Genomic DNA, 26648 nt, shown 5'->3' with positions numbered 1-26648 from the left:
CCGCAGTGAGGAGACTGCAGTGAGGAGACTGGCGTGAGGAGACTGGCGTGAGGAGGCTGGCGTGAGTCCGGGCGAAGGTCTCATGGCGAGCGGCAAAACGGGAACCGGAAAGGCGCAGAAGCACCGCGGCGGCCGGCGCGGCGGCGCGCTGGGCCGCGGCCTCGAGCGCATCGAAGCCTGGACCGCCCTGCCCCGCAGCCTGGCCCTGGGGCGCCTCGCCTATCTCATGAAACGCCCGCTCTTCGCGCTGCCGCAGATGCCCGGGCCCTGGCGCGGCAATCCGCCGGCCGCCGCGGTCCTGGCACCGCCGGACCCCTGGCCCGGCAACGCCCAGCGCGGCGGCGCCATCCTGGACGACAGCTTTCACTTCCTGGGCCGCAGCCTGATCAAGCCGGCGCCGCCGTGGAACCCGGTGGGGGTCGAACGGGCCTGGCTGGAGGCGTTGCACGGCTTTTCCTGGTTGCGCGACCTGCGCGCCGCCGGCGGCGACAACGCCCGGCGCAAGGCCCGCGCCCTGGTCGGCGACTGGATGGAGGCCAACCGCGCCTGGACGCCGGTCGCCTGGCATCCGGTGGTGACCGGCAGCCGCCTCGCCCACTGGCTCAGCCAGTACGAGTTCTTCGCCGCCAGCGCCGAGATGGAGTTCCGCCAGCGCCTGCTGGCCTCGGCCGCGCGCCAGGCGCGCCACTTGGCCGCCGTGCTGCCGGCGGGCCTGAGCGGCGCCGGCCTGGTCAGCGCCGCCAAGGGCCTCTGCATGGCCGGGCTCTGCCTGCCCGACGGGACGCCCTGGCTCAACCGCGGCCTGGCCCTGCTGGCCGCGGCCCTGGAAGCGCAGATCCTGCCCGACGGCGGCCAGCGCGAGCGCAGCCCGGCGCTGCTGCTGTCGGTCCTGCGCGACTGCATCGACCTGCGCGCCGCCCTGCTGGCCGCGGGCAGGGAAGTGCCCGCCGACCTGGGCCTGCGCATCGAGGGGATGGCCGCCATGCTGCGCCTGCTGCAGCACGGCGACGGCGGCCTGGCGCTGTTCAACGGCGCCAACGAGGGCGAGGACCTGCAGATCGGCCTGGTGCTGCAGCGCGCGGCCAGCGGCAAGGGTCCGCTGCTCAGCGCACCCGCCAGCGGCTTCCAGCGCCTGCAGGCCGGGCGCAGCCTGGTGCTGGTCGACAGCGGCCGCCCGCCGCCGCCGGGCTACGACGCCCAGGCCCATGCCGGCACCTTGAGCCTGGAGATGTCGGTCGGACGCGAGCGCCTGATCGTCAACTGCGGCGCCCAGACGGGAAGCGCCGGAACCGCGGGTGCGGGGGATTGGGCCGCGGCCCAGCGCAGCACCGCCGCGCATTCCACCCTCACCGTGGCGGACACCAACTCTTCCGAGGTCTTCACCGGTGGCGGCCTCGGCGCGCGCCGCGCCAACGTCACCTGCCGGCGCCACGAGGACGAGGGCAGCGTCTGGCTGGAAGCCAGCCACGACGGCTATCAGCCGATCTTCGGCGTCACCCACCACCGCCGGCTCTACCTCTCCGCCAACGGCGACGACCTGCGCGGCGAAGACCGGCTGAGCCGCGAGGCGGAGGGGACGCCGAAGGAGAGAGCGCCGCGCGATTTCGCCATCCGCTTCCACCTGCATCCGGAGGTTCAGGCCATGGCGGCCCAGGACGGCCGTTCGGTGGTGCTGCGCCTGCCCAAGGGCGGCGGCTGGCGCCTGCGCAGCGCCGGCGCCGCGGTGGCGCTGGAGCCCAGCGTCTACCTGGGCCAGCCGGGCCAGGTGCGCCGCAGCCAGCAGATCGTGCTCAGCGGCAGCCTCGGCGACGGCGAGGCCACGGTGAAATGGGCCCTGCAGCGCCTGGAAAGCGCCCGCTGAGATGCTCGCCGCGCAATCGCCGCACGTCGTCGCCGGCCTTCAATGGCTGATCCTGGCGGCCCTGTTGACGGCGCTGGCGAGCTGGGCGGCAAGCGGCGCGGTGCTGCGCCTGCTGCTGCGCTGGCGCGTCGTCGACCGGCCCAACCACCGCAGCAGCCACGACCGTCCGAAGCCGCGCGGCGGCGGCTTGGCGGTGGTGCCCGTCGCCCTCGCCGCCTGGATCGTCGCGGGCCTGGCCACGCAGACCGCCGGAACCGCGTTTTGGCATGCCATTGCGGGGGCCGTGGTGCTGGCCGCCATTTCCTGGGCCGATGATCTGAAGTCACGGCCCGCCAGCCTGCGCCTGGGTATCCAGATCGCCGCCGTGGTCTTCGGCCTCTGGGCGCTGGCGCCCGACCAACTGGTGTTTCAGGGGCTGCTGCCGCTGCCCGCCGACCGGATACTGACCGCCTTGGCCTGGCTGTGGTTCGTGAACCTCTTCAACTTCATGGACGGCATCGACGGCATCACCGCGGTGGAAACCGCCAGCATCGGCGGCGGCCTCTGCGCGGCCGCCCTGCTGCTGATGCAGCCGCCCCCCGAGGCTTTCCGGGGCGCTGCACTGGCCGCGGCCGCTCTGGGGTTTCTCTACTGGAACTGGGCGCCCTCGCGGATCTTCCTGGGCGACGTCGGCTCGGTGCCGCTGGGCTATCTGCTCGGCTGGCTGCTGATTCTCTCCGCCGCGGCCGGGCAGTGGCCCGTGGCCCTGATCCTGCCGCTCTACTACCTGGCCGACGCCACCTGGACCCTGGGCAGGCGGGCGCTGCGGCGCGAGAGGGTCTGGCAGGCGCACCGGGAACATTTCTACCAGCGCGCGGTGCAACGGGGCTTCAGCCACGCCGCCGTCGCCGGGCGCATCGCTCTCTGCAACGGCGTCCTGATCGCCCTGGCGCTCTATGCCGCCGGCAGCGAAAACCCCGCCGCCCCCTGGATCGCCTTGGGGCTTGCCTTGCTTGCGGTTATCTTCCTTCTGGTTATGCTTGCCCGGCAGAGGCCGCCGGCGCCGCGCACATGAGGATCGGCCGGGCCGATGCCGCCGTTTCGGGCGGAAAGCATAAGGTTCTGGACCTGAAAGCATGAAATTGGGCTCCTCGAAGTTTCCCCGCCAGCTCGTCGCCTTCCTGCACGACCTGGCGATGGCGGCGGCGGCCTTCATGATCGCCCTGCTGCTGCGCCTGGGAAACGAAGCCTGGTCCTCGCTCCTGACGACGCTGTGGCCGTCCATGCTGCTGTTCACCGCGGTCTGCGGCGTAGTCTTCCTGACCACCGGCCTGTACCGCGGCGTCTGGCGCTACGCCTCGATGAACGACCTGGTGGCGATCATCAAGGCGGTCAGCCTGTCGCTCGCGGTCTTCCTGCCGCTGACCTTCCTGGTCACGCGCCTGGACAGCCTGCCGCGCTCCTGGCTGGTGATCAGCTGGTTCGTGCTGATCTTCCTGCTCGGCGCGCCGCGCATGCTCTACCGCGTGTTCAAGGACCAGGGCTTCCGGCACCTGCTGGAACGCGACCGCCACCGCCGCGTGCCGGTGCTGCTGGTCGGCGCGGGCGACGCCGCCGAGACCTTCATCCGCGAAATGGCGCGCGACCGCGACGGCCCCTTCGAGGTGCTGGGCACCATCGACGAGAAGGGCACGCGCATCGGCCGCAAGATCCATGGCGTGCCGGTGCTGGGCCAGTTGAGCGACCTGCCGGAGGTCTTCCAGCATCTGGCCAAGCGCCAGCGCAAGCCGCAGCGCGTGATCCTGACCAAGCCGCTGGAGCGCGACGAGGTCGACTTCGTGCTGGAGACTGCCGACGGCCAGGGCGCCACCGTCGCCCGCCTGCCGCGGCTGACCGATTTCAGCGGCGGCGTTGAAGAACGCCTGCAGATCCGTCCCATCGCCATCGAGGACCTGCTGGGCCGCACCCAGACCAAGCTGGACCGTCCGGCCATGCAGCGCCTGATCGAGGGGCGGCGGGTGCTGGTGACCGGGGCCGGCGGCTCCATCGGCAGCGAGCTGGCGCGCCAGATCGCCGCCTTCACGCCGGCGCAGATCACCCTGTTCGATGCCTCGGAATTCAACCTCTATTCCATCGACATGGAGCTGGGCGAGCGCTTCGCCGAGGTGCCGCGCCTGGCCCTGATCGGCGACGTGCGCGACCGCACGCGCGTCGAACGCCTCTTCGCCGAGGCCAAGCCCGATCTGGTGTTTCACGCCGCGGCCCTGAAGCACGTCCCCATGGTGGAGTTCAATCCCCTGGAGGGTCTGCACACCAACGTGCTGGGCACGCGCAACGTCGCCGACGCCTGCCGGCGCAGCGGCGTCGCCGCCATGGTGCTGGTCTCCACCGACAAGGCGGTCAACCCGCCCAACGTCATGGGCGCCAGCAAGCGCCTGGCCGAGAGCTACTGCCAGGCGCAGGATCTGCTGCGCCAATCCGGCGGCAATGCGTCGGAAGGTGGCACGCGCTTCGTCACGGTGCGCTTCGGCAACGTGCTCGGCTCGACCGGCTCCGTGGTGCCGCTGTTCCAGCGCCAGCTCGCGGGCGGCGGGCCGCTGACCGTCACCCACCCGGAGATGACGCGCTACTTCATGACCATCCGCGAGGCGGTGGAGCTGGTGCTGCAGGCCTCGGCGCTGGGCACCGAGAGCCCGCCCCGGGAAGCCGGGCGCATCTACGTGCTGGACATGGGCGAGCCGGTGAAGATCGTCGACCTGGCGCGCCAGATGATCCGCCTGGCGGGCCTGAAGCCCGATAAGGACGTGGAGATCCGCTTCACCGGCCTGCGTCCCGGCGAGAAGCTGCACGAGGAGCTGTTCCATGGCAACGAGGCGCTGATGCCGACCAGCCATCCGGGCCTGCACCTTGCCACGCCGCGCACCGCCGACGCCGAGCTGCTGGGCCGCAACCTGGACGAACTGGCGGGCCTCATCCGGCAGGGCGAGCAGGAGGAGGCGCTGCGCCTGCTGCAACGTCTGGTGCCGGAGTTCCGCGGCGGCCGCGCGGACGATCGCCGCAGTGCCGCCGCCGGCGCCTGACCCCCGCACTTGACCATTCCCGCCGCGCCACTTACACAGCGCGGCATTCGTTCCATACCATTCCGAACCCACGTTCGGTCCACCGCCTAGGACAACCGCCTGCAGGGGAGCAGCCCACCTATGCCTGTCGACACGCCCACGCCGATCAAGCGCGCGCTCATTTCGGTCTCCGACAAGACGGGCCTGGCCGACTTCGGCCGCTTCCTGGCCGGCCAGGGAGTCGAGATCCTGTCGACCGGCGGCTCCGCCAAGGCGCTGGCCGAGGCCGGCGTAGCGGTGGTGGAAGTGGCCGCCCACACCGGCTTTCCGGAGATCATGGGCGGCCGGGTGAAAACCCTGCACCCGACGATCCACGGCGGCATCCTGGCGCGGCGCGACGACGAGGGTCACGTCGCGGCCATGCGGGAGCACGGCATCGCCGGCATCGACATGGTGGTCTCCAACCTCTACCCCTTCGAGGCGACGCTGGCCTCGGGCGCCGACTACGACACCTGCGTCGAGAACATCGACATCGGCGGCCCGGCCATGGTGCGCGCCTCGGCCAAGAACCACGACTTCGTCACCATCGTCACCGACCCGGCCGACTACGCCGAGGTGCAGGCGGAGATGACCGCCAACAACGGCGCGGTCGGCGCCACCCTGCGCCGGCGCTTGGCCAAGACCGCCTTCGGCCACACCGCCGCCTACGACGCCATGATCGCCGGCTGGCTGGCGAAGGAACAAGGCGAGGCCTTCCCCGAGCGCCTGATCTTGTCCGGCCGCAAGACGCAGGATCTGCGCTACGGCGAGAACCCGCATCAGCAGGCCGCCGCCTATGCCGCCGGCCCGGCGCGCCCCGGCGTGATCGGCGCCACCCAGCTGCAGGGCAAGGAGCTGAGCTACAACAATCTGAACGACACCAACGCCGCTTTCGAGCTGGTCGCCGAGTTCGAAGCGCCGACCGTCGCCATCATCAAGCACGCCAACCCCTGCGGCGTGGCCAGCCGCGACAGCCTGTCCGCGGCCTACGCCGAGGCCCTGGCCTGCGATCCGGTCAGCGCCTTCGGCGGCATCATCGCCGTCAACCGCAGCCTCGACGCCGCCACCGCCGAAGAGGTCGCCAAGCTCTTCGCCGAGGTGGTCATCGCCCCCGAGGTCGACGAGGCCGCCAAGGCGGTGCTGGCATCGAAGAAGAACCTGCGCCTGCTGGTCACCGGCGCCCTGCCCGACCCCTCCGAGCCGGGCATGGTGACGATGCCGCTGGCCGGCGGCTTCCTGGCCCAGAGCCGCGACAACGGGCGCCTGGACCCGGCGGCGCTGAAGGTCGTCACCAGGCGTCAGCCGAGCGAGCGCGAGCTGGCCGACATGATCTTCGCATTCCGCGTCGCCAAGCACGTGAAGTCCAACGCCATCGTCTATGTCCGCGACGGCGCCACCGTCGGGGTCGGCGCCGGCCAGATGAGCCGCGTCGACTCCTCGCGCATCGCCGCCTGGAAGGCGCGCGAGGCCGCGCCGGAAGGCCAGACGCCGAAGACCGAGGGTTCGGTCGTCGCCTCCGACGCCTTCTTCCCCTTCGCCGACGGGCTGCTGGCCGCGGTCGAGGCCGGCGCCACGGCGGTGATCCAGCCGGGCGGGTCGATGCGCGACGAAGAGGTGATCGCGGCCGCGGACGAGGCGGGCCTGGCGATGGTCTTCACCGGCATGCGCCACTTCCGCCATTAGGATGATTACCCGGGAGTATTCCCGGCGGCTTTGTGGCAGGCTTTAGGGTGATGTTCAGGCTTGGCCGCTATCGTCGCGCCAGGAGACCCGAACGATAACGGAGTCGGCGGCGGTTCCGCCGCCCGGCTCACCGAGCCTCGAGTGGCCAAGGCCTGTCATGCCGAAACTGAAGTGGGACAGCATCAACGTCCTGGTGGTGGACGACAACGCCTTTATCCGCAATCTCATCATCTCGACGCTCCGCGTCCTGGGCCTGACCAACATCACCGACATGGGCAGCGCCCGCGAGGCGGTCGACCGGCTGAAGCTCAGCCGCAAGGATCCGGCGGGCGCGGGCATCGGCAGCATCGACATCATCTTTTCCGACTTCGTCATGGCGCAGGTCGACGGCCTGCTGTTCCTGCGCTGGGTGCGCACCAGCAAGGACGCGCCCGACCGCTTCACGCCTTTCGTCATGGTTTCCGGCGCCGCCGACCAGGAAGCCGTCGAGGCCGCCCGCGACGCCGGACTGACGGAGTTTCTGGCCAAGCCCTTTTCGGCCAAGTCCCTGAGCGACCGCGTGCTGGAGGTGATCAAAAATCCCCGCCAGTTCGTCCTGGCTCCGGGGTATTTCGGTCCCGACCGGCGGCGCCAGGAGCGGCCGACGCTGTGGAGCGCCGGCGATGAAGCGAGCGGCGGGGGCGGCAAGGACCGCCGCACCACCAAGGCGTCGGAGATCCAGGTGATCCATGCCTTTTCCAACGTCCGCACGCTGCGCGACGACGTGCGCGCCATCTATTTCAGGCCGGCCAACCGCCTGCGCGACAAACTGGGCCCCAACGCGCTGCGCGGCCAGATCGACTTCGATCCCCTGGTCATCCAGGCGGCCGAGACCAAGGTTCAGGAGCTGGTCGGCGACTACTCTGTCTGGGTGCAGCGCTACGTGGAACAGATCACCGCCGCCTATCGCGCCCTCTCCCGCAAGGACGGCGCCAGCCACAAGCATCTGCTGACCATCAACGCCGTCGCCCACGAGCTGCGCGGCCAGGGCGGCATCTTCGACTACCCCCTGATCACCTCTTTCGGAAAGACCCTCTGCGAGGCGACGTCCGACAGCGGCGTCGAGATCACCGAGAACCGGCTGAGACTGCTGGAAGCCCACATCGACGCGATCCGCCTGGTCTTCACCAAGCAGGTCCGGGGCAGCGGCGGCGACGTCGGCGCAGCCCTGCTGAAGGACATCGAAACCGCGGTGAAGAAGTACAGCGAACCGCGCAAGCCGAAAGCGCGCAGCTAACGCAGGGCCCCTACATCAAGGGCGTGCAGAGCCGGGAGTCTTTTCTCTCTCATAGCGGTAATTGACGCCCAGTAAGCACCTACAAATTGTAGGCAATTTTTCATACATTCGAACTAAGTTGGACAGGAAGTCCTTCGCGCCGCCGCCTCGATGCGCGGCGGTGCGTCGTCGGATCATTCCAAGTGGTATTCGTCGCGCGCCAATACCCCGGGAGCCGCGTTCCTTCCCCGCCGAGTATTTCATGCCGCAGCCCCCAGGGTCATCATGCTGAAGCTGAATTGGGACAACATCACCATCCTGGTGGTGGACGACAACACCTTCATGCGCAACCTCATCGTCTCCACCCTGCGCATGCTCGGCATCGGCAATATCGTCGCCCGCTCTTCGGCCACCGCGGCCATCGAGTCGCTCAGCGAAAGCCGGCGCAACCCGATCGGCGCCGGCTTCGGCACCGTCGACATCGTTCTCTCCGATTTCGTGATGGAGGAGGTGGACGGCGCCCTCTTCCTGCGCTGGGTCCGCACCAGCAAGCAGGCGCCCGACCGCTTCGTGCCTTTCGTCATGCTCTCGGGCGCCGCCGACCAGCGCATCGTCGAAGCGGCGCGCGACGCCGGCGTGTCGGAGTTCCTGGCCAAGCCGTTCTCCGCCAAGAGCCTGGGCGACCGGATCCTGGAGGTCATCAAGAATCCGCGCCAGTACGTGCTGGCCCCCGGCTACTTCGGCCCCGACCGGCGCCGCCAGGACCGGCCGGCGAACTGGGGCTATACCGGCGACTACAGCCAGCCGGAGAAGAACCGCCGCGTCACCGAAGCCTCGCAGATTCAGGTGATCCACGCCCGCGCCAACATCCGCAGCCTGCGCGACAACGTACGCGCCATCTACTTCCGCCCGGCCAACCGGCTGCGCGACAAGCTGGGCACCAACGCTTTGCGCGGCCAGATCGACTTCGACCCGCTGGTCATCCAGGCGGCCGAAAACCGCATCCAGGAGATGGTCGGCGACTACGCCGTCTGGGTGAAGACCTACCTCGACACCATGACGAAATCATACAAGGCGCTGGTGAAGAGAGAGGAAGAACCCAAGCAGCACATCGTCAACATCAACCAGATCGCCCACGAGCTGCGCGGCCAGGGCGGCATCTTCGACTACCCCCTGATCACCTCCTTCGGCAAGTCGCTCCACGACGCGACGCTGGACAGCCGCGGCAAGGTGACCGACAACCGGCTGAAGCTGATCGAGGCGCACATCGACGCCCTGCGCGTGGTCTTCAACAAGCAGGTGCGGGGCGATGGCGGCAAGGTCGGCGCCGAGTTGCTGCAGGACATCGAGCGGGCGGTGAAGAAGTACAGCGAAGGCCCCACCAGCGGCCCGATCTGAGCGCCGCCGCCGCGCGGCGTTTCATTCGGCGAAGCGCTCGACCAGAAAATCGACGAAGCTGCGCACCCTGGCGGAGAGATGCCGCCCCGGCGGATAGACCGCGTGGATGGCGCTGTCGGGCCAGTGGTGCGTGGGCAGGATGCGCTGCAGGCGCCCGGCCTTGAGGTCCGGCCCGATGATCCACAACGGCAACAATACAATCCCCAGGCCCGAGAGCGCCGCCTCGCGCAGCATCATCGGGTTGTTGGTCTCCAGCTTGCCGCTCACGGAAACGAAGCTTTCCTGTCCCGCTTCGTCGACTAGGCGCCAGTCGTGGCGCTGGGCCCGGTAGGTGTAAATGAGGCAGTCGTGCCCCGCGAGATCCTCCGGGCGCTCCGGCGTGGGGCGGCCGGCCAGATAGGCCGGCGCCGCGGCGAGCACCCGCCGGTTGGCGGCCAGGCGGCGGCCGACGAGACTGGAATCCTCCAGGTCGCCGATGCGCAAGGCGAGGTCGAAACCCTCCTCGACCATGTTCACGAAGCGGTCGTTGAGGTCGATTTCCAGCGTCACCTCGGGGTGGCGGGCAATGTAGTCGGGCAAAGCCGGCAGGAGGTGCAGGATGCCGAAGGCCGTCGGCAAAGTGACGCGCAGCCGCCCACGCGGCACCGCCTTCAGGCTGGAAACGCTTTGGGCGGCGTCCTCGAGGTCGGCCAGGATACGGCTTGCGCGCTCGTAGAAGGCGGCGCCCTCCTCGGTCAGGCCGAGGCGGCGGGTGGTGCGGTTGAAGAGCCGCACCGAGAGGCGGTCCTCCAGGCGGCCGATCTGCTTGCTGACCGCCGAGGGGGTCAGATCCAGCGCCCGCGCCGCGGCCGAGAAGCTGCCTTCCCGCACCACCCGCACAAAGATCGGAAGTCCTTCCAGCGTGTCGCTCTGCATCGAATTCTTTCCATAGAGGAACAGATCATATTCTATTTCGATGAATTATCAATTCAGCGGAACGCCTGTAGCTTCTGAATCCGCCCATTCCGGCCAGAAGGAGTCCCGCTCATGTCCGTTCATCCGTCCGCTCATCGCCCCGCATTCCGGCAGCCCGGCCCGGCGGCACCGACGAGCCGGGCCGAGACCGAACGCCTGGTGGCCCGCGGCCGCCGCCTGCAGGGAGAAGCGCTGCGCGCGGGCTTCCGCGGGGTCTTCCGGCACCTCGTGGGAGGCTGCAGCCTGCGGGCCCTGCGTCTCAACGGATCGCGCCAGCCCTGCTGCTGAAGAACGGACCTAGAGCAGACCAGGGTCGGCGGGAATCGCCCAAGACGATCCACCGGCCCTGTGACCCTGCTCGACGCCTTTGAGATAGACCGGATTCACACGATGATCCGATCTAAGGCGCCGGGCGCTGCGGATCGCGGATGCTCCACATCAGCACCAGCCCGGCCAGGAAGAAGACCAGGATCGTCGCCATACCGACGCGCTGGCTGTCGGCCCAGACCGTGACCCAGCCGACCAGCGCCGGGCCGAGGAAGGCCGTCACCTTGCCGGAGAGCGCGTAGAGCCCGAAGAACTCCGCGTGCAGCTGCGGCGGCGCGATGCGCGCCATGAAGGAGCGGCTGGCGGTCTGCGCCGGGCCAATGAAGGCGCCGATGCCGCAGCCCAGCAGGTAGAACCACAACTGGCTTTCGACCAGCAGGATGGCGCCGCCCAGCAGGATCAAGGCCGCCACCGAAAAGAGGATGGTGAACTTGGCGCCCACCAGGTCGTCGATCCAGGCAAAGGCGAAGGCGCCGAGGCCGGCGGTGACGTTCAGCAGGATGCCGAAGATCAGGATCTCCTTGAAGCTCATGCCGAAGCTGCCGGCGGCGTAGATGCCGCCGAAAGCGAAGAGGGTGTTGAGCCCGTCGGTGTAGAGCATGCGCGCCAGCAGGAAGCGGCCGGTCTGGCGCTGCTCGGGCAGCAGCTTCAGGGTACGCCACAGGCTGGCCAGGCCCTCGCGCACCGCGCGCCCGGTCTGAAAGGGCGGCGCAGACTCGCGCACCACGGCGAAGAGCGGCAAGGCGAAGACCGCGAACCACAGGCCGACGAAGGGGCCGGTGATGCGGAGCTCCTCCGCACGCTGCTTGTCGAGGCCGAAAAGCGGCGTCTCCGGCAGCACGAAGAGGAACAGGCAGGCCGCCAGGCAGGCGATGCCGCCGACGTAGCCCAGCCCGCCGGCCCAGCCCGACAGCCGCCCCAGGTGGCTCTTCGGCGCGACCTCCGGCAGCATGGCGTTGTAGAAAACGTGGCCGAACTCGAAGGCCGTGTTGCCGACGGCGACCAGCAGCAGGGCCGGAACTACGAAGCCCGGGTCGGGCTCGATCCACCACAGCCCCGCCGCGCAGAAGATGGCGACCAGCGAGAAGAACCCGATCCAGGGCTTGCGCCCGCCGCCCTGGTCGGCGATGGCGCCGAAGATCGGCGCCATGACCGCGAGGACGACACCTGAGAGCGAGAGCATGAGACCCCACTGCCCGGTGCCGGCTTCCGGCGTCTCGGCCACGGCGCGGGCAAAGTAGGTGGCGGTGACGAAGGTGATGATCACCGTCGGGTAGGAGGAGTTGGCCCAGTCGTAGAGACACCAGGCGACGGCGGCGGCGCGGCGGCCGCGCCAGCGCAGCGGGTCGGCCGCCTGGTCCGAGGAGGCTGGTGCACCGGAAACCATCTGAAACCTCCCCGACGGCCGCGGCGGAGCGCGGCGAACCAAGTGAATGCGCCCTGAGATCAGGGGCTAGCAGCTTTCTCGGCAGCGCTCAAGCGGTGTAGGCTGCCCAGTCAGAGTCATCACAGCCAGAGTCATCACAGCGCGAGGACCCCCAATGCTGATCGTCACCACCGATGGGATCGAAGGCAAGAAGGTCGCCGAATACCTGGGCATCGTCTCCGGCGACTGCATCGTCGGCGCCAACGTGTTCCGCGACGTCTTCGCCCGGGTGCGCGATGTGGTGGGCGGGCGCGCCGGCGGCTACGAGGCGGCGCTGCGCGGCGCCAAGGAGCACGCCATCGAGGACATGATCGCCGAGGCCGAGGCGGCCGGCGCCGACGCCGTGGTCGCGGTCGACCTGGACTACGAGGTGGTCGGCGATTCCATGCTGATGGTCTCGGCCAACGGCACCGCCGTCAAGCTGGGTTAGGATGAAGTTCGGCTAAACCCGGCCCCTCATCCCGACACCATCGACTTGAGCTGGCGGTTGGCCACCGCCAGCATGGCGAAGTCCGGCGTGCCGGAGGCCTTGAGTTCCTCCAGCAATTGCTCGGTGCGCGCCACCAGCGGCGCGCGGCTTTCCGACCAGGCGGCGATGATCTTGTCGGTTGCCGCCTTGGCCTTGCTCTTGGCCGAACCGCTGCCGTTCAGGACCCGCGTGGTCAGCTCGCTCTGATGGCCGTAGAAGTCGTCGATGATGGCCGTCACCGCCAGCTTGTCCCAGGCGGTGTCGGTGGGCAGCGACTCGGCCGAGCGCCGCAGCCAGTCGAAGCCGAAGCGGTAGCCGATGGTGTAGTAGGCCTCGGCGACCATCTCCACCGGCAGCTTCAGGTTGCCGGCGATGCGCACCACGTCGCAGACCGGCTTCAACAGGGCGAGGCTGGCGACGCGGTGCGCCAGGGCCTGGGGCGCCCCCTGCTCGACGAGTTGCGCCGTGCGCTGGCCGAGCAGTTCGATATCGGCCTTGGAGAGCAGAGAATCGAGACACCCGATCAGCGTGGCAACGCCTTCGCCAAAGCGGTCGATCTCGGCGGCGATGTCGAGGGGCATGCCCATCTCGCGCAGGAACCACACGGTCTCGCGCTCGATCAGGCGGCCGCATTCGACCAGCATGCGCGACTGCACCAGGGCCGGTGCCTTGTTGTCCAGCGCCTCGATCTGCGCCCAGATCTCGCGCATGCCGAAGATCTCGCGGGCGATGACGTAGGCCTTCACCACCTCTTCGGGCGGCATTCCGGTCTTTTCGCGCACCTCGTGCACGAAGTTGATGCCGACGCGGTTGATCAGGTCGTTGCTGACCACAGTCACCACGATCTCCCGCTTCAGCCGGTGGCGTTCGATCTGCTTCGAATAGGGCGCGCGCAGCGGCTTGGGAAAGTAGGTCTCCAGGTCGGCGGCGAAATAGACGTCGTCCGGCAGGTCGGACCGCAGAAGATCATCGTAGAGCACCAGCTTGGAGTAGGACAGCAGCACCGCGATCTCGGCCCTGGTCAGGCCCTCGCCGCGCTTCATGCGCTCCAGCACCTCCTCGTCGTCGGGAAGGTATTCGATGCGGCGGTTCAGCAGGCCTTCCTTCTCCAGCGCGCGCATGAAGCGCGCGAAGCGGTCCAGCAGGTGCCCGCCGAGTTGATGGGTGACGGTGATGGCCTGGCTCTGCAGGTAGTTGTCGCGCAGGCACTGTTCGCCGACCTCGTCGGTCATCTTCTCCAGCAGCTTGTCGCGTTGAACCCGGGTCATTTCGCCGGCCTGCTCGACGTCGCCCAGCAGAATCTTGATGTTGACCTCGTGGTCGGAGCAATCGACGCCGGCGGAGTTGTCGATGAAGTCCGTATTGCAGCGTCCGCCGGCTTCGCCGTACTCGATGCGGCCCAATTGGGTGACGCCCAGGTTGGCGCCTTCGCCGATCACCTTGGCGCGCACCAGCTTGCCGTTGACGCGCAGTGCGTCGTTGGCGCGGTCGCCGACGTCGACGTTGCTCTCCTCGCCGGCTTTGATGTAGGTGCCGATGCCGCCGAACCACAGCAGCTCCACCTCGGCCAGGAGCAAAGCCTGTATCAGTTCGTTGGGCGTGACGCTGTCCTTGGCAATGCCGAAGGCGCGCTTCATTTCAGGCGTCACCTTGATGGATTTGGCGCTGCGCTCGAAAACGCCGCCGCCCTTGGAAATGAGCTCCGCATTGTAGTCGGTCCAGGCCGAGCGCGGCAGCTTGAACAGGCGGTTGCGCTCGGCCCAGCCGCGCGCCGGATCGGGCGTCGGATCGACGAAGATGTGCATGTGGTTGAAGGCGCCGATCAGCGCGATGTGCTTGGACAGCAGCATGCCGTTGCCGAAAACGTCGCCCGACATGTCGCCGCAGCCGACGCAGGTGAAGTCTTCCTTCTGGCAGTCCTTGCCCAGTTCGCGGAAGTGGCGCTTGACCGACTCCCAGGCGCCGCGCGCCGTGATGCCCATCTTCTTGTGGTCGTAGCCGGCCGAGCCGCCGGAGGCGAAGGCGTCGTCCAGCCAGAAACCGTAATCGGCGGAGACGCCGTTTGCGATGTCGGAGAAGGTCGCCGTCCCCTTGTCGGCGGCGACCACCAGGTAGGGATCGTCGGCGTCGTAGCGCGTCACCTTCTTCGGCGGCACGACGCGGCCGCGCTTCAGGTTGTCGGTGATGTCCAGCAGGCCGCGAATGAAGGTCTTGTAGCATTCGATGCCGGCGGCCAGGAAGGCCTCGCGGCCCGCTTCCGGAGGCGGCGGCTGCTTCATGACGAAGCCGCCCTTGGAGCCGACCGGAACGATGACCGTGTTCTTCACCTGCTGCGCCTTGACCAGACCCAGCACTTCGGTCCGGAAGTCTTCCAGGCGGTCGGACCAACGCAGGCCGCCGCGCGCCACCATGCCGAAACGCAGGTGCACGCCTTCCACCGCCGGGCTGTAGACGAAGATCTCGCGCAGCGGCTGGGGCTGCGGCAGCTCCTCGATGGCGCGCGAGTCGAACTTGAATGAACAGTAGGTCTTCTCGCTGCCGTCGGCGGCAGGTTGGAAGAAGTTGGTGCGCAGCGTGGAGAGAATGAGGTTCAGGTAGCGGCGGATGATGCGGTCCTCGTCCAGGTTGGAGACCTGATCGAGCTGCCGGTGAATCTCCGCCACCAGTTTCTTGACGAGCCTTTGCGAGCCCTTCTCTGCGGCCGGGTCGAAGCGCGCGATGAAGAGGTCGACCAGATTGCGCGCCAGCTTGGCGTTGCGCGTCAGGGTCGCCTCCATGTAATCCTGGCTGAAGGGGATGCGCGCCTGGCGCAAGTACTTGCAATAGGCCCGCAGCACGATGACCTCGCGCGCCGTCAATCCGGCGTGCAGAACCAGCTTGTTGAAGCCGTCGTCTTCCATGCGGCTGTGCCAGACGCGGGCGAAGGCCTCGTGAAAGGCGTCGCGCACGGCCCCCAGGTCGATCGGCACCTCGCCTTCCGTGACCATGTCGAAGTCGTGGATCCAGACCGGCGAGTCCACCTCGGCCAGCTCGATGTCATAGGGCACCTCGCCGATTACCTTGAGCCCCATGTTCTCCAGCATCGGCAGGATGTCCGACAGCGGCACCGGTTCGCCAAGCACGTAGATCTTGAAGTGCAGGACATGGGCCGCCGCGCCTTCGGGGCAGTAGAGGTGCATCGCCAGGTCGCCGCTGGAGGTCGCCTCGTCGATGCTCTGGATGTCGCAGACCGCGGTCTGCGGAGAGAAGTGGCGCTGATAGCTGGGCGGGAAGGCCCGCTCGTAGCGCCTGAACGCCCGGATCCCGCGCTGCTCGCCCAACTCCGAGACCAGCGCCTCCTCCAGCAGGTCGGACCAAGACCGCGACGCCTCCTCCAGACGGGCTTCCAGGTGCGGCAGCTTTACGGCTGGAATCTTTCCCGGCTTGGTGCGGATGATGACATGCAGGCGGGCCAGCGCCTCGTCGCTCATCTGCGCCGAGAAACTGGTGCAGTGGCCGTCGTAGGCCGCCGCCAGCAAGGTCTGCATCCTGCGCCGCAGGCTGGTGTCGTAGCGGTCGCGCGGCACGTAGACCATGCAGGAGACGAAACGTTCGAAAGGGTCGTGGCGCACGAAGAGCGCCGTGCGCTGGCGTTCCTGCAGGTGCAGTACGCCGACGGCGATCTGGTGCAGTTCCTCGACGGAGATCTGGAACAGCTCGTCGCGCGGATAGTTTTCCAGGATGTGCGTCAGCGCCTTACCGTCGTGACTGCGCGGCGAGAAGCCGGAAAGCTGCAACACGGCGTCGACCTTCTGGCGCAGCAGAGGGATCTCGCTCGGCGAGCGCGAGTAGGCCATGGAGGTGAAGAGGCCGACGAAAAGCCGCTCCCCGGTCACGTTGCCGGCGTCGTCGAAGGTCTTGACGGCGATGGTGTCCAGGTGCACGGCGCGATGGACGGTGGCGCGGTGGTTGCCCTTGGTGATGCGCAGAAGCTGCGGCTGGCGCACGAAGTCGCGCACCTCCGGCGGCAGCTTGCCGAGATTGCGCAGGCCGTCGAAGACCCGCACTTCCGGATCGCGCAGCACGCCGAGGCCGCGCGCCTTGTGGATCTTGGTGACCGCATTGCCGCCGCGGCCCTGAAAGCTGAACTCGCGGTAGCCCAGGTAGGTGAAGTGATCGTCGTCCATCCACCGGAGGAACTCCAGGCCCTCGGCGATTTCCGCCACCGGCAGCACCGGCGGCTTGGTCTCCAGGCCCTTGATCACCTCGCGGCAGCGTTCGCGCATCACCGCCCAGTCCTCGACCGCCGCACGGACATCCCGCAAGACGGCCTCGATGCGCGCCGCGATCTCGGCCAGACGCTTGTCCGGCTGTTCGCTGATCTGGATCTGCATCGCCGATTCGCCGCCCGGCGCCGGGGTTCCGGGCCCGGCCTTCGCCGCCCGCTTGGCCTTGGGGTCGATCAGCTCGACCAGCTTGCCCTTGACGTCACGGCGCAGACTGACGATGGGGTGGATGACCAGGCGCACGTCGATTTCATTGCGGTTGATCTCCGCGGTCACGGAGTCAACGAGGAACGGCATGTCGTCGTTGATGATCTCGATGATGCTGTGCGGCGATTCCCAGCCGTGGGTTTGCGGATCGGGGTTGTAGGCGCGCACGCTGGCCTTGCCCGGACTGCGCTGCTGCAGGCTGTCCCACATCGCCAGCGCCCCGCCGGCCAGATTGTCGGCCGACTCGCCGCGCAGGTCGCTGGGCGGGACGTTCGCGAAGAACTGCCGCACGAAGACCTCCGCGCGCTTGGCCTTGGCCGCGCTCAGACGCTTGCCGACCGCCTGCACGATCTGGCCGATGAGTCGGGACCGCGCTTGCGCGCTCTTGTCTGCCATGACGTTTCCTTCTGCCCCAGTTTCTTGACCTACCCGCTTTGCCGCCGGCGCCATGAGTCGCCCCGGCGGCGGCACCGACCGCCGCGTTGCGATTCAAGCCACCTGGATCACAAGCTAAACCATTCCCGCACCGAAATCTAAGGGGCGAAAGCGCCGCGGCGGGAGAAGCCGGTGGAAAACCGCCCGCGCCGCCCACCGGGCGCGCCGCCCGGCTCCGCCGCGGTCCGGCCGGAACCGTTTCGTTGAATCCCGGCCCTTTCCAATCCCGCCGGATGCCCTAAGTTCCTGTACGGGTGTCCGCGACGGCGGGCCGCAAGAAGAAGGGCCGGCCGGGAGCGCCGCAGCAGGGACGTTTTGGCAGCATGGACGTTTTAAACGACATCCTCGACACCCTGGAACTGAAGGGCGCGCTCTATTTCCGCACCGATTTCTCCAGCCCCTGGGCCGTCGCCGTGCCCGACTATGCGCAGGCGGCGCGTTTTCATCTGGTGATCCAGGGAAGCTGTCACGTCCGTCTCGCCTCCGGCGCCGCGGTGGACCTCAGCCCCGGCGACCTGGTGCTGATCCCGCGCGGGCGCGGCCATGTGCTGGCCGACAGCGCGCAGCGCCAGGCCACCGACCTGGAGACGGTGCTGAAGGACAGCGGCTACGGCGGCGAAGGCGCCTTGGTCGTCGGCCAGGGCGACCCGCGGGCCTCGACCCAGATGGTCTGCGGCCACTTCACCTTCCGCGCCGCCGCCGAGCATCCACTGCTGCGCGCACTGCCGGAATCCCTGGTGATCACCGCCGCCATGCGGGCGCGCGAGCCCTGGCTGGACGAAGTGCTGCGCCTGGTGGCGCGGCGGGTGTTCGCCGAGGAGATCGGCAGCGCCGCCGCGGTCACGCGCCTGTCGGAAATCGTCTTCATCGAGGTCTTGCGGATCGGCGTCGAGCAGTGCGAGGAACTGAAGCGCATCGTCGATGCCTTCCGCGACCGCCAGATCGGCCGCGCTCTGCAACTCATCCACGCCCAGCCGGGCGATACCTGGACCGTCGACCGCCTGGCCGCCGAGGCCGGCATGTCGCGCAGCCGCTTCGCCGAACGCTTCAGCGCCCTGGTCGGGCAGGGCCCCATGGCCTATCTGGCCGACTGGCGCCTGCAGAAGGCCCTGGCGCTGCTGGAGCGGGGGCCGGCCAGCAGCGTGCAGCAGGTGGCCAGCCAGACCGGCTATAAGTCGCCGGCCGCCTTCAGCCGTGCCTTCACCGGCAAGTTCGGGGTCGCGCCCTCCGCCTACAGGCGCCGCACCGCCTGAGAGCCCTTCTGACGATTCTTTGCAGATCGTCCCGAATAGGCTGCCGTTTGTCCCGCTTTTTCCTGCGCGGATTGATCTATAGTCCTGCCCGACCCAATTTCCCCCTGTCGGCTGAAAAACGCCTCTGAGCTATGCCAGACAGGGGGGACCGCCCGTCCCGCGCGCCGCCGACCGCGCGGCGGGCAAGGCATCCCCTTACCCTCAAGGAAAGGAAAACCAGATGCCCCGCAAACTGCTTCTCACCAGCGTCGCCCTGCTCACGGCCGTGGCCGCGGGCTGCGCCTCTGCCGACGAGAAGGCCATGAACGACCTGGAGATCGCTCATACGGCCTACACCGCCGGTAACCTGGATATCCGCTATGCGCACTTGGCGCTGGCCGTGTCGGAAAACCAGATGGTGCGCGACTTCGCCGCCACCATGATCCGCGACCACACCGCGGTGAACGACGAGGCCGTGGCGCTGATCACCAAGCTGAACGTGACGCCCCAGGACAACGACCTGAGCCAGGCCCTGGTCAAGGGGGCTTCGGAAAAGCGCGCCGAGCTGATCGCCCTCAAAGGCCATGCTTTCGACTGCGCCTATGCCACCAACGAGCTGGGCTACCATCAGGTCGTCAACCAGACCGTCGAGGGCAGCTTCATTCCCCAGGCCACGGTACCGGAGCTGAAGAGCCTGCTGTCCGACGCGCTGGTGACCTTCAAGGTTCACGAAGGCCATGCCGAGAGCATGGTCACTTCGCTGAACTGCGGCTGAGTCATGGCGCGCACCGCCGTCACGGCGCTGCTCGCCCTGCTGTTCGCCGGGCTGGCGTTGGGAGGGCTCTCGGGCTCTTCCGGCGCCACCGGCGGCGGAGCGTCCCAGCTGCACCGCGTGGTCATCGAACGCTTCACCTTCCAGCCGCAACGCCTGGAGGTGCGGCCCGGCGACAGCGTCGAATGGGTGAACCGGGATCTCGCCCCGCATACCGCAAGCGCCGAAGACGGCGACTGGGACAGCGGCGAGCTCTCCAAGGAAGCCACCTTTCGCACCACCTTCAGCAGCGCCGGAGACTTCGCTTACTTCTGCGCCTTCCATCCCATGATGCGCGGCGAGATCGTCGTCGCACCCTGACCTCCCCCTCTCCAATCATAGGAAAACGACCATGACCCTGATCGATCATGCCAGCGTCGGCGTGCCCGACATCGCGGCCGCCCGCAAGTTCTACGACCCGCTGATGAAGGCCTTGGGCTGTGACTGCCTGGCCGCCCTCGACGGGCTTGCCGCCTACGGCACCACCGTGCCGCAGTTCGTCATCATCCTGCCCTTCGACAAGCAGGCGGCCAGCGCCGGCAACGGCACCCACATCTGCTTCGCCGCCGCCAGCCGCGAAGCGGTGGACGCCTTCTCGAAGGCCGCCCTGGACAACGGCGGCAGCGACGAAGGCGCGCCGGGCCCGCGCCCGGGCTACCCCAAGGCGGACGTCTATGCCGCCTTCGTGCGCGATCCCTTCGGCAACAAGCTGGAAGCCATCCACAACGGCTTCACCGCCTGACGGCGGCAGGGGGCTTCACCGCCTGACGGCGGCAGGGGGCTTCACCGCCTGACGGCGGCAGGGGGCTTCACCGCCTGACGGCGGCAGGAGCCTTGCCCCCTAAGGCCTGACTGAAGAGGTGGAGCTAGAAGCTCTCGACCCAGGGGCGCAGCTCCACCTCCCAGGTCCAGGCCGAGCGATGCTGGCGTGCCGCCTGGAAATAGGTCTCCGCGATGGCATCGGGGTCCAGCAGGGCGTCGCGGCCGTCATCGGGACGCGCCGCCGAGCGGATGCCGCCGTCGATGACGAAATGAACCACGTGAAGTCCCTGGGGCTGCAGCTCGCGGGCGAGCGACTGGGCAAGGCCCCGCAGGCCGAACTTGCCCATGGCGAAGGGCGCCGATCGCGGATAGCCCTTCACGCTGGCCGAGGCGCCGGTCAGCAGGATGGTGCCGCTGCCGCGCTCCAGCATCGGCGGCACCACGGCGTTGCAGACCAGATAGCCGCCGTAGCACGACACCAGCAGGGCCCGCTTCACCGCTTCGGGGTCGAGCTCCGTGAAAGGGCCGCGCTCGCGGCCTGAGGCATTGAAGAGCACCACATCCGGCACGCCCAGGTCCCGCGCCACCGCCCCTGCCATGGCGTCTACGCTCGCGCGCTCCGTGACGTCGCAGGGATAGGTCCCGGCATTCAGCTCGGCGGCCAGCGCGGCCAGCTTGTCGGTGTTGCGCGCCGCCAGCGCGATCCGCGCGCCATCCTTGGCGAAGCGCCGCGCCACCGAGGCGCTGAGCCCCTCTCCGGCGCCCACGATGAGAACGGTTTCGGCCATCGCTCAATCCTCCTTTCACATTGCGGCGGGGAAAAGCCGGGACGGGCCTTTGACGCGTCTCGGCCTCGCATTGCGCCGTCATCTCAATATCTAGGGGGCCGTGGCCCTCAGACCAGGGCTGTGTGCAACCGCCGGCCGCGGCAAATATATATATCGGGCACGATCAAATCGTGTAACAGATGCAGGATCGCCTCCTGGCGACGCCTGCGCCGCCTCCCAACCAGGCCTGCGCACCATCGGCCCGGGCCGTCATTCGAGGACGAGACGACGCGAAGGAAGAACGCCATGGCCGCGAAGAATAGCAACCCTCTGGAACTGGAAAGACAATTCTGCTTTGCCGTCTATTCGACGGCGCACGCGCTGAACCGCGCCTATAAGCCGCTGCTGGACCGCCTGGGCGTGACCTACCCGCAGTATCTCGTCCTGCTGGCGCTGTGGGAGGAGGACGGCCGCAGCGTCGGCAGCCTGGGCACTCAGTTGATGCTGGACTCCAGCACCCTGACGCCGCTGCTGAAGCGCATGGAGGCCGCCGGCCTGCTGCGCCGCGAGCGCAGCCGCGAGGACGAGCGGCAGGTTACCATCCGCCTGGCACCGAAGGGCCGGCGGCTGCGCGAGAAGGCAAAGACGGTGCCGAAGGCAGTCCAGGCCGCAACGCAATGCAGCGCCCGTGAGCTGGACCGGCTGCGCGAGCGCGTCGCGGCGGTGCGCGACGCCATCCTGGAGACGGTGGAGACGGATTAGGCAATCACCCCTTGGGCCGGATGCGCTGCAGCAGATCCCAGACCGGGATCGCGCTCAGGCCGCCGATGACCCCGGCGACGTAAGGCGGCAGGGCGAAACCGAAGACGGCGTTCCAGATCAGGCCGGCGATGTAGCTCGCCGCCAGCATCACCAGGATCGTGATGAGAAGACGCTGCCAGAGCGGCAGGCGTGGCTGGGACATGACATGACCTCTCGGCGGGAAAGGGGCCTTCTTTGTCCGACGCTTTGCCCCTTCCTGTCAAACGGGGCCTGTCAAACGACCTTGCAGGCTGGAACGGGGCCGGCATGGCAATCGCCGCGCCCGCGCCTATATCTTGGAGTCTTCCCGCCGCGCGAGGCCCCATGCCGCAAGACACCGCACCGCCCCTGCCCAGCTTCTTCGTGCCGCACGGCGCCGGCCCCTGCTTCTTCATGGACTGGTCGCCGCCGGACGCCTGGGACCGCATGGCCGCCTATCTGCGCGGGCTGGCCGCCGGGCTGCCGGCACGGCCAAAGGCGGTGCTGGTGGTCTCCGCCCACTGGCTGGCGCCGGCCTTCACCGTCACCAGCGCCGCCGCGCCGGAGCTGATCTTCGACTACTACGGCTTTCCGCCGCACACCTATCAGCTGACCTATCCGGCCCCGGGCGATCCGGCGCTGGCCGCGCGGATCGCCGCCCTGCTGCAGGACGCGGGGCTGCCCGCCGCCGAGGACGACAAGCGCGGCTTCGATCACGGCGTCTTCATTCCGCTGAAGCTGGTCCTGCCCGAGGCCGATGTGCCGGTGGTGGCGCTGTCTCTGCGCGCCGACCTGGACCCGGCCGCGCACCTGGCCGCCGGGCGCGCCCTGGCGCCGCTGCGCGGGGAAGGCGTGCTGATCCTCGGCTCGGGCATGAGTTTCCACAACATGCGCGGCTACGGCGATCCGCGCTTCACCGCGCCCTCGGAGAGCTTCGACGCCTGGCTGACGGAGCATGCCGCCGACCCGGCGGCCCGCGCGCAGGCGCTGGCGGCCTGGACCGAGGCCCCGGGCGGCCTGGAATCCCACCCACGCGGGCAGGAGGAACACCTGCTGCCCCTCATGGTCGCGGCCGGCGCCGGCGGCCCCGGGCGGCGCGACTTCACCGACCGGGTCATGGACGTGGCGCTCTCGGCCTTCCGCTTCGACTGACCTCCCGCCAACCCCGCCCGGCGCATAGCCGCCCTGCGTCGCGCGGACGGTGCAAAGACGGGTCAAGTCGTGCTATCGAACCGCCGCATCATAAGCGTGCGGCCGGGAAAGGCCGTGTTCGCAACAGGGCCTGTTCTGGGAGTTCCACCGTGACCGAGACCATCTGCATTTCCCCCGTCGACAACAGCGAAGTCGCGCGCCGCCCGGTGGCCGGCGACGGCCAGGTGGAGGCGGCCTTCTCGCAGGCCCGCCGAGCCCAGCGCGACTGGGCACGCCTGCCCATCGCCGAGCGCGCGCGCTACTGCAACGCGCTGACCGACGCCATGCTGGCCATGAAGGACGACATCATCCCGGAGCTGGCCTGGCAGATGGGCCGTCCGGTGAGGTTCGGCGCCGGCGAGCTGGGCGGCTTCGAGGAGCGCGCCCGCGGCATGATCGGCATCGCCGAGCAGTCCCTCGCCCCGGTGGTCCCCGACCCCAAGGACGGCTTCAAGCGCTACATCAAGCGCGAGCCCCTGGGCGTGGTGCTGACCATCGCACCCTGGAACTTTCCCTACCTGACGGCGGTGAACTCCATCGTCCCGGCGCTGATGGCCGGCAACGCCGTGGTGCTGAAGCACGCCGCCCAGACGCTGCTGGTGGGCGAGCGCTTCCAGCAGGCCGCCGACAAGGCGGGCCTGCCCGAAGGCCTCTTCACCAACCTCTGCCTCAGCCACGGCCAGGTGAGCAAGATCATCGCCGCGCGCCTCGCCGACCAGGTGAACTTCACCGGCTCGGTCGAGGCCGGCAAGGTGATCGAGCAGGCCGCCGCCGGCCAGTTCATCGGCGTCGGGCTGGAGCTCGGCGGCAAGGACCCGGCCTACGTGCGCGCCGACGCCGACATCGACTTCGCCGCCGAGAACATCATGGACGGCGCCTTCTTCAATTCCGGCCAGTCGTGCTGCGGCATCGAGCGCGTCTACGTGCACGACAGCCTCTTCGACCCCTTCGTCGAGAAGTTCGTCGAGCTGACCCGCGGCTATGTGCTGGGCGATCCGCTGGACCCCGAGACCACCCTCGGGCCCATGGTGAAGACCTCGGCCGCCGACTTCGTGCGCGGCCAGATCGCCGCCGCCGTGCAGGCCGGCGCCACCGCCCACCTGGACCCCCGGGATTTCGCGGCCAACAAGGACGGCACGCCTTACCTGGCCCCGCAGGTGCTGACGGGCGTCACCCACGACATGTCGGTGATGCGGGACGAGAGCTTCGGCCCGGTGGTCGGCATCATGAAGGTCTCCGGCGACGAGGAAGCCGTGCGCCTGATGAACGATTCCGACTTCGGCCTGACCGCCTCGATCTGGACCCGGGACCTGGCCGCGGCGGAGGCCATCGGCGGCGAGGTCGCGACCGGCACGGTGTTCATGAACCGCGCCGACTACCTGGACCCCATGCTGGCCTGGACCGGCGTGAAGGACACCGGACGCGGCGCCACCCTGTCCCAGGTCGGCTACGAGATGCTGACCCGGCCCAAGTCCTTCCATCTGCGCCATACGGCGTAGATCAAGAATACAGTCTTATTCGTCGGCAACACTGCGGGGATCGAAGGGCAGGTCGCCCAGCTCACGCTGGGTCATCGCCCGCAGAGCCGGATGGGCCAGAGGATCGCGCCGCCAGTCGGCCTCGCAGGCGGTCCGCGGGGTGCACCGCGGCCGTCCAGGGAAGCCGGGCCAGCGCAGCCAGGGGATCTGAATGCTCCAAACCATGGCTATAATTTTCTAATAGACCTATACCTATTTCACTGCCGTTTTTCACTGAACCTCTATAGATTTTCTATATGAGTGAGCTGTCGCGCCTGCATCTCAACGCGCTCCGGGCGGTGGAGGCCGCCGGCCGCCTGGGCAGCCTGACCGCCGCCGCCGAGGAGCTGGGCGTGTCCCTGGGCGCGGTCAGCCAGCAGGTGCTGAAGGCCGAGGCCCAGCTGGGCCAGGCCGTCTTCGTCCGCGGCCCCAAGGGCCTGGAGCCGACCGCCTTCGGCGGCCAGGTGCTGGCACACCTGCATGAGGGCTTCCGTCACCTGACCGCGGCGGCGGCGCTGGGCCGCGACGAGACGGCCAACACCCTCACCGTCTCTGTGCCGCCGATCCTGGCCGCCAAATGGCTGGTCCCGCGTCTCAGCCGCTTCACCAAACGGGCACCGGAACTGAGGCTGCGCATCGACGCCTCCACCGGGCTGACCGACCTGGACCACGCCGGCATCGACCTGGCGGTGCGGATCGGCAGCGGCAGCTGGCCCGGCGTCACGGTGGCGCACCTGCTGGACCAGGTGGTGTTCCCCCTGTGCAGCCCGGCGCTCGCCGAATCCCTGACCCGGCCCGAGGACCTGGCCCGGATTCCGGTGCTGCGCGACCGTGGCGCCATGTTCACCTGGGAGGCCTGGCTGGCGCCGGAGGGGCTGAGCGGCCTGGAGCTGACCGAGGGGCCGCTCTACTCGGACGCCGGCCTCTGCCTGCAGGCGGCCATCGCCGGGCAAGGCGTCTTCCTGGCTTGGCCGACCCTGGCCGCCTATGCCCTCGCCGAGGGCCAGCTGGTGGCGCCCTTTCCCGGCCGCCACAAGACCGGCTACGCCTATTGGCTGGTGACTTCGGCGCAGCGCCCGAAGGCCGCCAAGGTGCAGAAGTTCGAGGCCTGGCTGCGCGAGGAATTCGCCGCCTTCGCCGAAGATGATGAAGCGCCCTGAGCCCCGGGCCGGAGATCACCCCGAAACGCAAAAGGCGGCCCGAAGGCCGCCTCTTTTGCATCTGCCCTCTCCCGAAGGAGGGGAATTGGAGCGGGCGATGAGATTCGAACTCACGACCCCAACCTTGGCAAGGTTGTGCTCTACCCCTGAGCTACGCCCGCACCGGAAGCGGGGAAATACCCGCTTTCTGAGGACTTTGCAAGCCCCTCTTTGAAGGGACTGCAGGCCACCCGCGAAGGGGCCGGAGGCCAGACTAGGCGCTGAGTGCTACCCAAGGCTTAAGGGCCCGGAAAACAGGGCGAAAGCGGCTGAAAATCGCCCCGGCCCGTGCCCCGCAGGGTGACAAAGAGGCGCCAGTCTGCTACGGCCCCAGGCGACGAACGGCTCAAGAAAAAGGCTCCGGAAGAGGTGGAAGATCATGCCCGAGACTGAGAGCGCCACGGACGCGCTGCCGACCTCGCCCGAGGCGCTGCTGGCGCGCCTGGACGAGCTGGGCATCGCGGCGCGGACCGTGGCCCACCCGCCGGTCTACACGGTGGAAGAAGCCAAGGCCCTGCGCGGCGAGCTGCCCGGCGCCCACATCAAGAACCTCTTCCTGCGCAACAAGAAGGGCAGGATGTGGCTGGTCACCTGCCTGGAGGACCGTGAGGTCGACCTGAAGGCCCTGGGACAGCGCCTGGAGGCGGGCCGCTTCTCCTTCGGCAGCGCCGAGCGCCTGATGACCTATCTGGGCGTGCTGCCCGGTTCGGTGACACCCTTCGCGGTGACCAACGACAAGGGCTGCGAGGTCACCATGGTGCTGGACAGCGGCGTCATGGAGAGGGGGCCCGTAAACTGCCACCCGCTGGTCAACACCATGACCACCGCCGTCTCTCCGGAGGACCTGATCCGCTTCCTGGAGGCCGAGGGCCACGCGCCCCTAATGTTGGATATGGGCGGCGCCGGCTAGCACCGGACACCCTTGCGGGCGGGTGGGCTTGCCCTCGGACCCGAAAGCCGCCATTTATGGTGTGGAACTGCCCGCAGCGGCCGGAAAATCCGGCGGCGGGCCTCAAATCAGCAGGCAGGACG

At 68.6% G+C, this 26648-nt stretch carries 23 protein-coding genes and 1 tRNA gene; 17 read left to right on the top strand and 7 right to left on the bottom strand.

The features are described 5' to 3' along the window. Nucleotides 1–61 precede the first annotated feature (61 nt). The 6 genes from AAFN88_RS03630 to AAFN88_RS03605 all read left to right on the top strand — a co-directional run bounded on the left by AAFN88_RS03630 (nucleotide 62) and on the right by AAFN88_RS03605 (nucleotide 9274). Nucleotides 62–1861, top strand: a complete 1800-nt coding sequence (locus tag AAFN88_RS03630; RefSeq protein WP_347518250.1) for a heparinase II/III family protein — start codon at nucleotides 62–64, stop codon at nucleotides 1859–1861. A 1-nt stretch (nucleotide 1862) separates the two neighbouring features. After that, nucleotides 1863–2915, top strand: a complete 1053-nt coding sequence (locus AAFN88_RS03625) for a glycosyltransferase family 4 protein (RefSeq protein ID WP_347518249.1) — start codon at nucleotides 1863–1865, stop codon at nucleotides 2913–2915. A gap of 61 nt (nucleotides 2916–2976) precedes the next feature. Further along, nucleotides 2977–4920, top strand: coding sequence for a nucleoside-diphosphate sugar epimerase/dehydratase (locus AAFN88_RS03620; protein WP_347518248.1), 1944 nt, complete (start codon nucleotides 2977–2979; stop codon nucleotides 4918–4920). A 120-nt stretch (nucleotides 4921–5040) separates the two neighbouring features. Then, a complete protein-coding gene (gene purH, locus AAFN88_RS03615; protein WP_347518246.1) occupies nucleotides 5041–6621 on the top strand; it encodes a bifunctional phosphoribosylaminoimidazolecarboxamide formyltransferase/IMP cyclohydrolase in 1581 nt (526 codons plus the stop codon). Between the two features lie 157 nt (nucleotides 6622–6778). Next, on the top strand, nucleotides 6779–7897 hold the full coding sequence (locus AAFN88_RS03610; RefSeq protein ID WP_347518245.1) for a response regulator: 1119 nt from the start codon (nucleotides 6779–6781) through the stop codon (nucleotides 7895–7897). 264 nt (nucleotides 7898–8161) lie between these two features. Beyond that, a complete protein-coding gene (locus AAFN88_RS03605) occupies nucleotides 8162–9274 on the top strand; it encodes a response regulator (protein WP_347518243.1) in 1113 nt (370 codons plus the stop codon). 21 nt (nucleotides 9275–9295) lie between these two features. On the opposite strand, the gene AAFN88_RS03600 is transcribed toward AAFN88_RS03605, so the two are convergent. After that, complete coding sequence (locus AAFN88_RS03600) at nucleotides 9296–10189, bottom strand: LysR family transcriptional regulator (protein WP_347518242.1); 894 nt, start codon at nucleotides 10187–10189, stop codon at nucleotides 9296–9298. Between the two features lie 111 nt (nucleotides 10190–10300). On the opposite strand from AAFN88_RS03600, the gene AAFN88_RS03595 reads away from it, so the two are divergent. Continuing rightward, nucleotides 10301–10516: a hypothetical protein gene (locus tag AAFN88_RS03595; protein WP_347518241.1), complete on the top strand. Its 216-nt coding sequence runs from the start codon at nucleotides 10301–10303 to the stop codon at nucleotides 10514–10516. Nucleotides 10517–10628: 112 nt separating this feature from the next. Here AAFN88_RS03595 and AAFN88_RS03590 read toward each other — a convergent pair whose 3' ends face one another. After that, nucleotides 10629–11942, bottom strand: a complete 1314-nt coding sequence (locus tag AAFN88_RS03590; RefSeq protein WP_347518240.1) for an MFS transporter — start codon at nucleotides 11940–11942, stop codon at nucleotides 10629–10631. Nucleotides 11943–12096: 154 nt separating this feature from the next. Between AAFN88_RS03590 and AAFN88_RS03585 the strand changes: the two genes are divergently transcribed. Beyond that, nucleotides 12097–12411: a YbjQ family protein gene (locus AAFN88_RS03585; RefSeq protein ID WP_347518238.1), complete on the top strand. Its 315-nt coding sequence runs from the start codon at nucleotides 12097–12099 to the stop codon at nucleotides 12409–12411. 26 nt (nucleotides 12412–12437) lie between these two features. Here AAFN88_RS03585 and AAFN88_RS03580 read toward each other — a convergent pair whose 3' ends face one another. After that, nucleotides 12438–17318, bottom strand: coding sequence for an NAD-glutamate dehydrogenase (locus tag AAFN88_RS03580; protein WP_347518237.1), 4881 nt, complete (start codon nucleotides 17316–17318; stop codon nucleotides 12438–12440). A 362-nt stretch (nucleotides 17319–17680) separates the two neighbouring features. Between AAFN88_RS03580 and AAFN88_RS03575 the strand changes: the two genes are divergently transcribed. The 4 genes from AAFN88_RS03575 (at nucleotide 17681) to AAFN88_RS03560 (ending at nucleotide 20142) form a co-directional block, all read left to right on the top strand. Next, nucleotides 17681–18610 carry an AraC family transcriptional regulator gene (locus AAFN88_RS03575; RefSeq protein WP_347518235.1) on the top strand — a complete coding sequence of 310 codons (930 nt, stop codon included), beginning with the start codon at nucleotides 17681–17683 and terminating at the stop codon, nucleotides 18608–18610. A 220-nt stretch (nucleotides 18611–18830) separates the two neighbouring features. Further along, nucleotides 18831–19364, top strand: a complete 534-nt coding sequence (locus tag AAFN88_RS03570; protein WP_347518233.1) for a DUF4142 domain-containing protein — start codon at nucleotides 18831–18833, stop codon at nucleotides 19362–19364. 3 nt (nucleotides 19365–19367) lie between these two features. Continuing rightward, nucleotides 19368–19721: a cupredoxin family copper-binding protein gene (locus AAFN88_RS03565; protein ID WP_347518231.1), complete on the top strand. Its 354-nt coding sequence runs from the start codon at nucleotides 19368–19370 to the stop codon at nucleotides 19719–19721. A gap of 31 nt (nucleotides 19722–19752) precedes the next feature. Next, nucleotides 19753–20142 carry a VOC family protein gene (locus AAFN88_RS03560; protein ID WP_347518229.1) on the top strand — a complete coding sequence of 130 codons (390 nt, stop codon included), beginning with the start codon at nucleotides 19753–19755 and terminating at the stop codon, nucleotides 20140–20142. A 124-nt stretch (nucleotides 20143–20266) separates the two neighbouring features. Here the strand turns inward: AAFN88_RS03560 and AAFN88_RS03555 are convergent, their stop codons facing one another. After that, nucleotides 20267–20950, bottom strand: a complete 684-nt coding sequence (locus AAFN88_RS03555; RefSeq protein ID WP_347518227.1) for an SDR family NAD(P)-dependent oxidoreductase — start codon at nucleotides 20948–20950, stop codon at nucleotides 20267–20269. 285 nt (nucleotides 20951–21235) lie between these two features. On the opposite strand from AAFN88_RS03555, the gene AAFN88_RS03550 reads away from it, so the two are divergent. Beyond that, nucleotides 21236–21691 (top strand): MarR family transcriptional regulator, encoded by a 456-nt coding sequence (locus AAFN88_RS03550; RefSeq protein ID WP_347518225.1) that lies wholly within the window; start codon nucleotides 21236–21238, stop codon nucleotides 21689–21691. Between the two features lie 4 nt (nucleotides 21692–21695). On the opposite strand, the gene AAFN88_RS03545 is transcribed toward AAFN88_RS03550, so the two are convergent. Next, a complete protein-coding gene (locus tag AAFN88_RS03545) occupies nucleotides 21696–21893 on the bottom strand; it encodes a hypothetical protein (RefSeq protein ID WP_347518224.1) in 198 nt (65 codons plus the stop codon). A 161-nt stretch (nucleotides 21894–22054) separates the two neighbouring features. On the opposite strand from AAFN88_RS03545, the gene AAFN88_RS03540 reads away from it, so the two are divergent. After that, nucleotides 22055–22861: a class III extradiol ring-cleavage dioxygenase gene (locus tag AAFN88_RS03540; RefSeq protein ID WP_347518222.1), complete on the top strand. Its 807-nt coding sequence runs from the start codon at nucleotides 22055–22057 to the stop codon at nucleotides 22859–22861. A gap of 149 nt (nucleotides 22862–23010) precedes the next feature. Continuing rightward, complete coding sequence (locus tag AAFN88_RS03535; protein WP_347518220.1) at nucleotides 23011–24399, top strand: aldehyde dehydrogenase family protein; 1389 nt, start codon at nucleotides 23011–23013, stop codon at nucleotides 24397–24399. A 15-nt stretch (nucleotides 24400–24414) separates the two neighbouring features. Here the strand turns inward: AAFN88_RS03535 and AAFN88_RS03530 are convergent, their stop codons facing one another. Beyond that, nucleotides 24415–24603 (bottom strand): hypothetical protein, encoded by a 189-nt coding sequence (locus AAFN88_RS03530; protein WP_347518218.1) that lies wholly within the window; start codon nucleotides 24601–24603, stop codon nucleotides 24415–24417. Between the two features lie 71 nt (nucleotides 24604–24674). Here AAFN88_RS03530 and AAFN88_RS03525 point away from each other — a divergent pair, with 71 nt between their 5' ends. Further along, nucleotides 24675–25577 carry a LysR substrate-binding domain-containing protein gene (locus tag AAFN88_RS03525; protein WP_347518216.1) on the top strand — a complete coding sequence of 301 codons (903 nt, stop codon included), beginning with the start codon at nucleotides 24675–24677 and terminating at the stop codon, nucleotides 25575–25577. 86 nt (nucleotides 25578–25663) lie between these two features. On the opposite strand, the gene AAFN88_RS03520 is transcribed toward AAFN88_RS03525, so the two are convergent. Continuing rightward, a tRNA-Gly gene (locus AAFN88_RS03520) sits at nucleotides 25664–25738 on the bottom strand. A gap of 257 nt (nucleotides 25739–25995) precedes the next feature. On the opposite strand from AAFN88_RS03520, the gene AAFN88_RS03515 reads away from it, so the two are divergent. Continuing rightward, nucleotides 25996–26526, top strand: a complete 531-nt coding sequence (locus AAFN88_RS03515; RefSeq protein ID WP_347518214.1) for a prolyl-tRNA synthetase associated domain-containing protein — start codon at nucleotides 25996–25998, stop codon at nucleotides 26524–26526. The last annotated feature ends 122 nt before the right edge of the window (nucleotides 26527–26648 follow it).

Origin of the sequence: Pelagibius sp. CAU 1746, assembly GCF_039839785.1 — a bacterium.
Lineage (GTDB): Bacteria > Pseudomonadota > Alphaproteobacteria > Kiloniellales > Kiloniellaceae > Pelagibius.
Note: the sequence above shows the minus strand (reverse complement) of the source record. Positions and strands in the feature narration are given on the sequence as shown.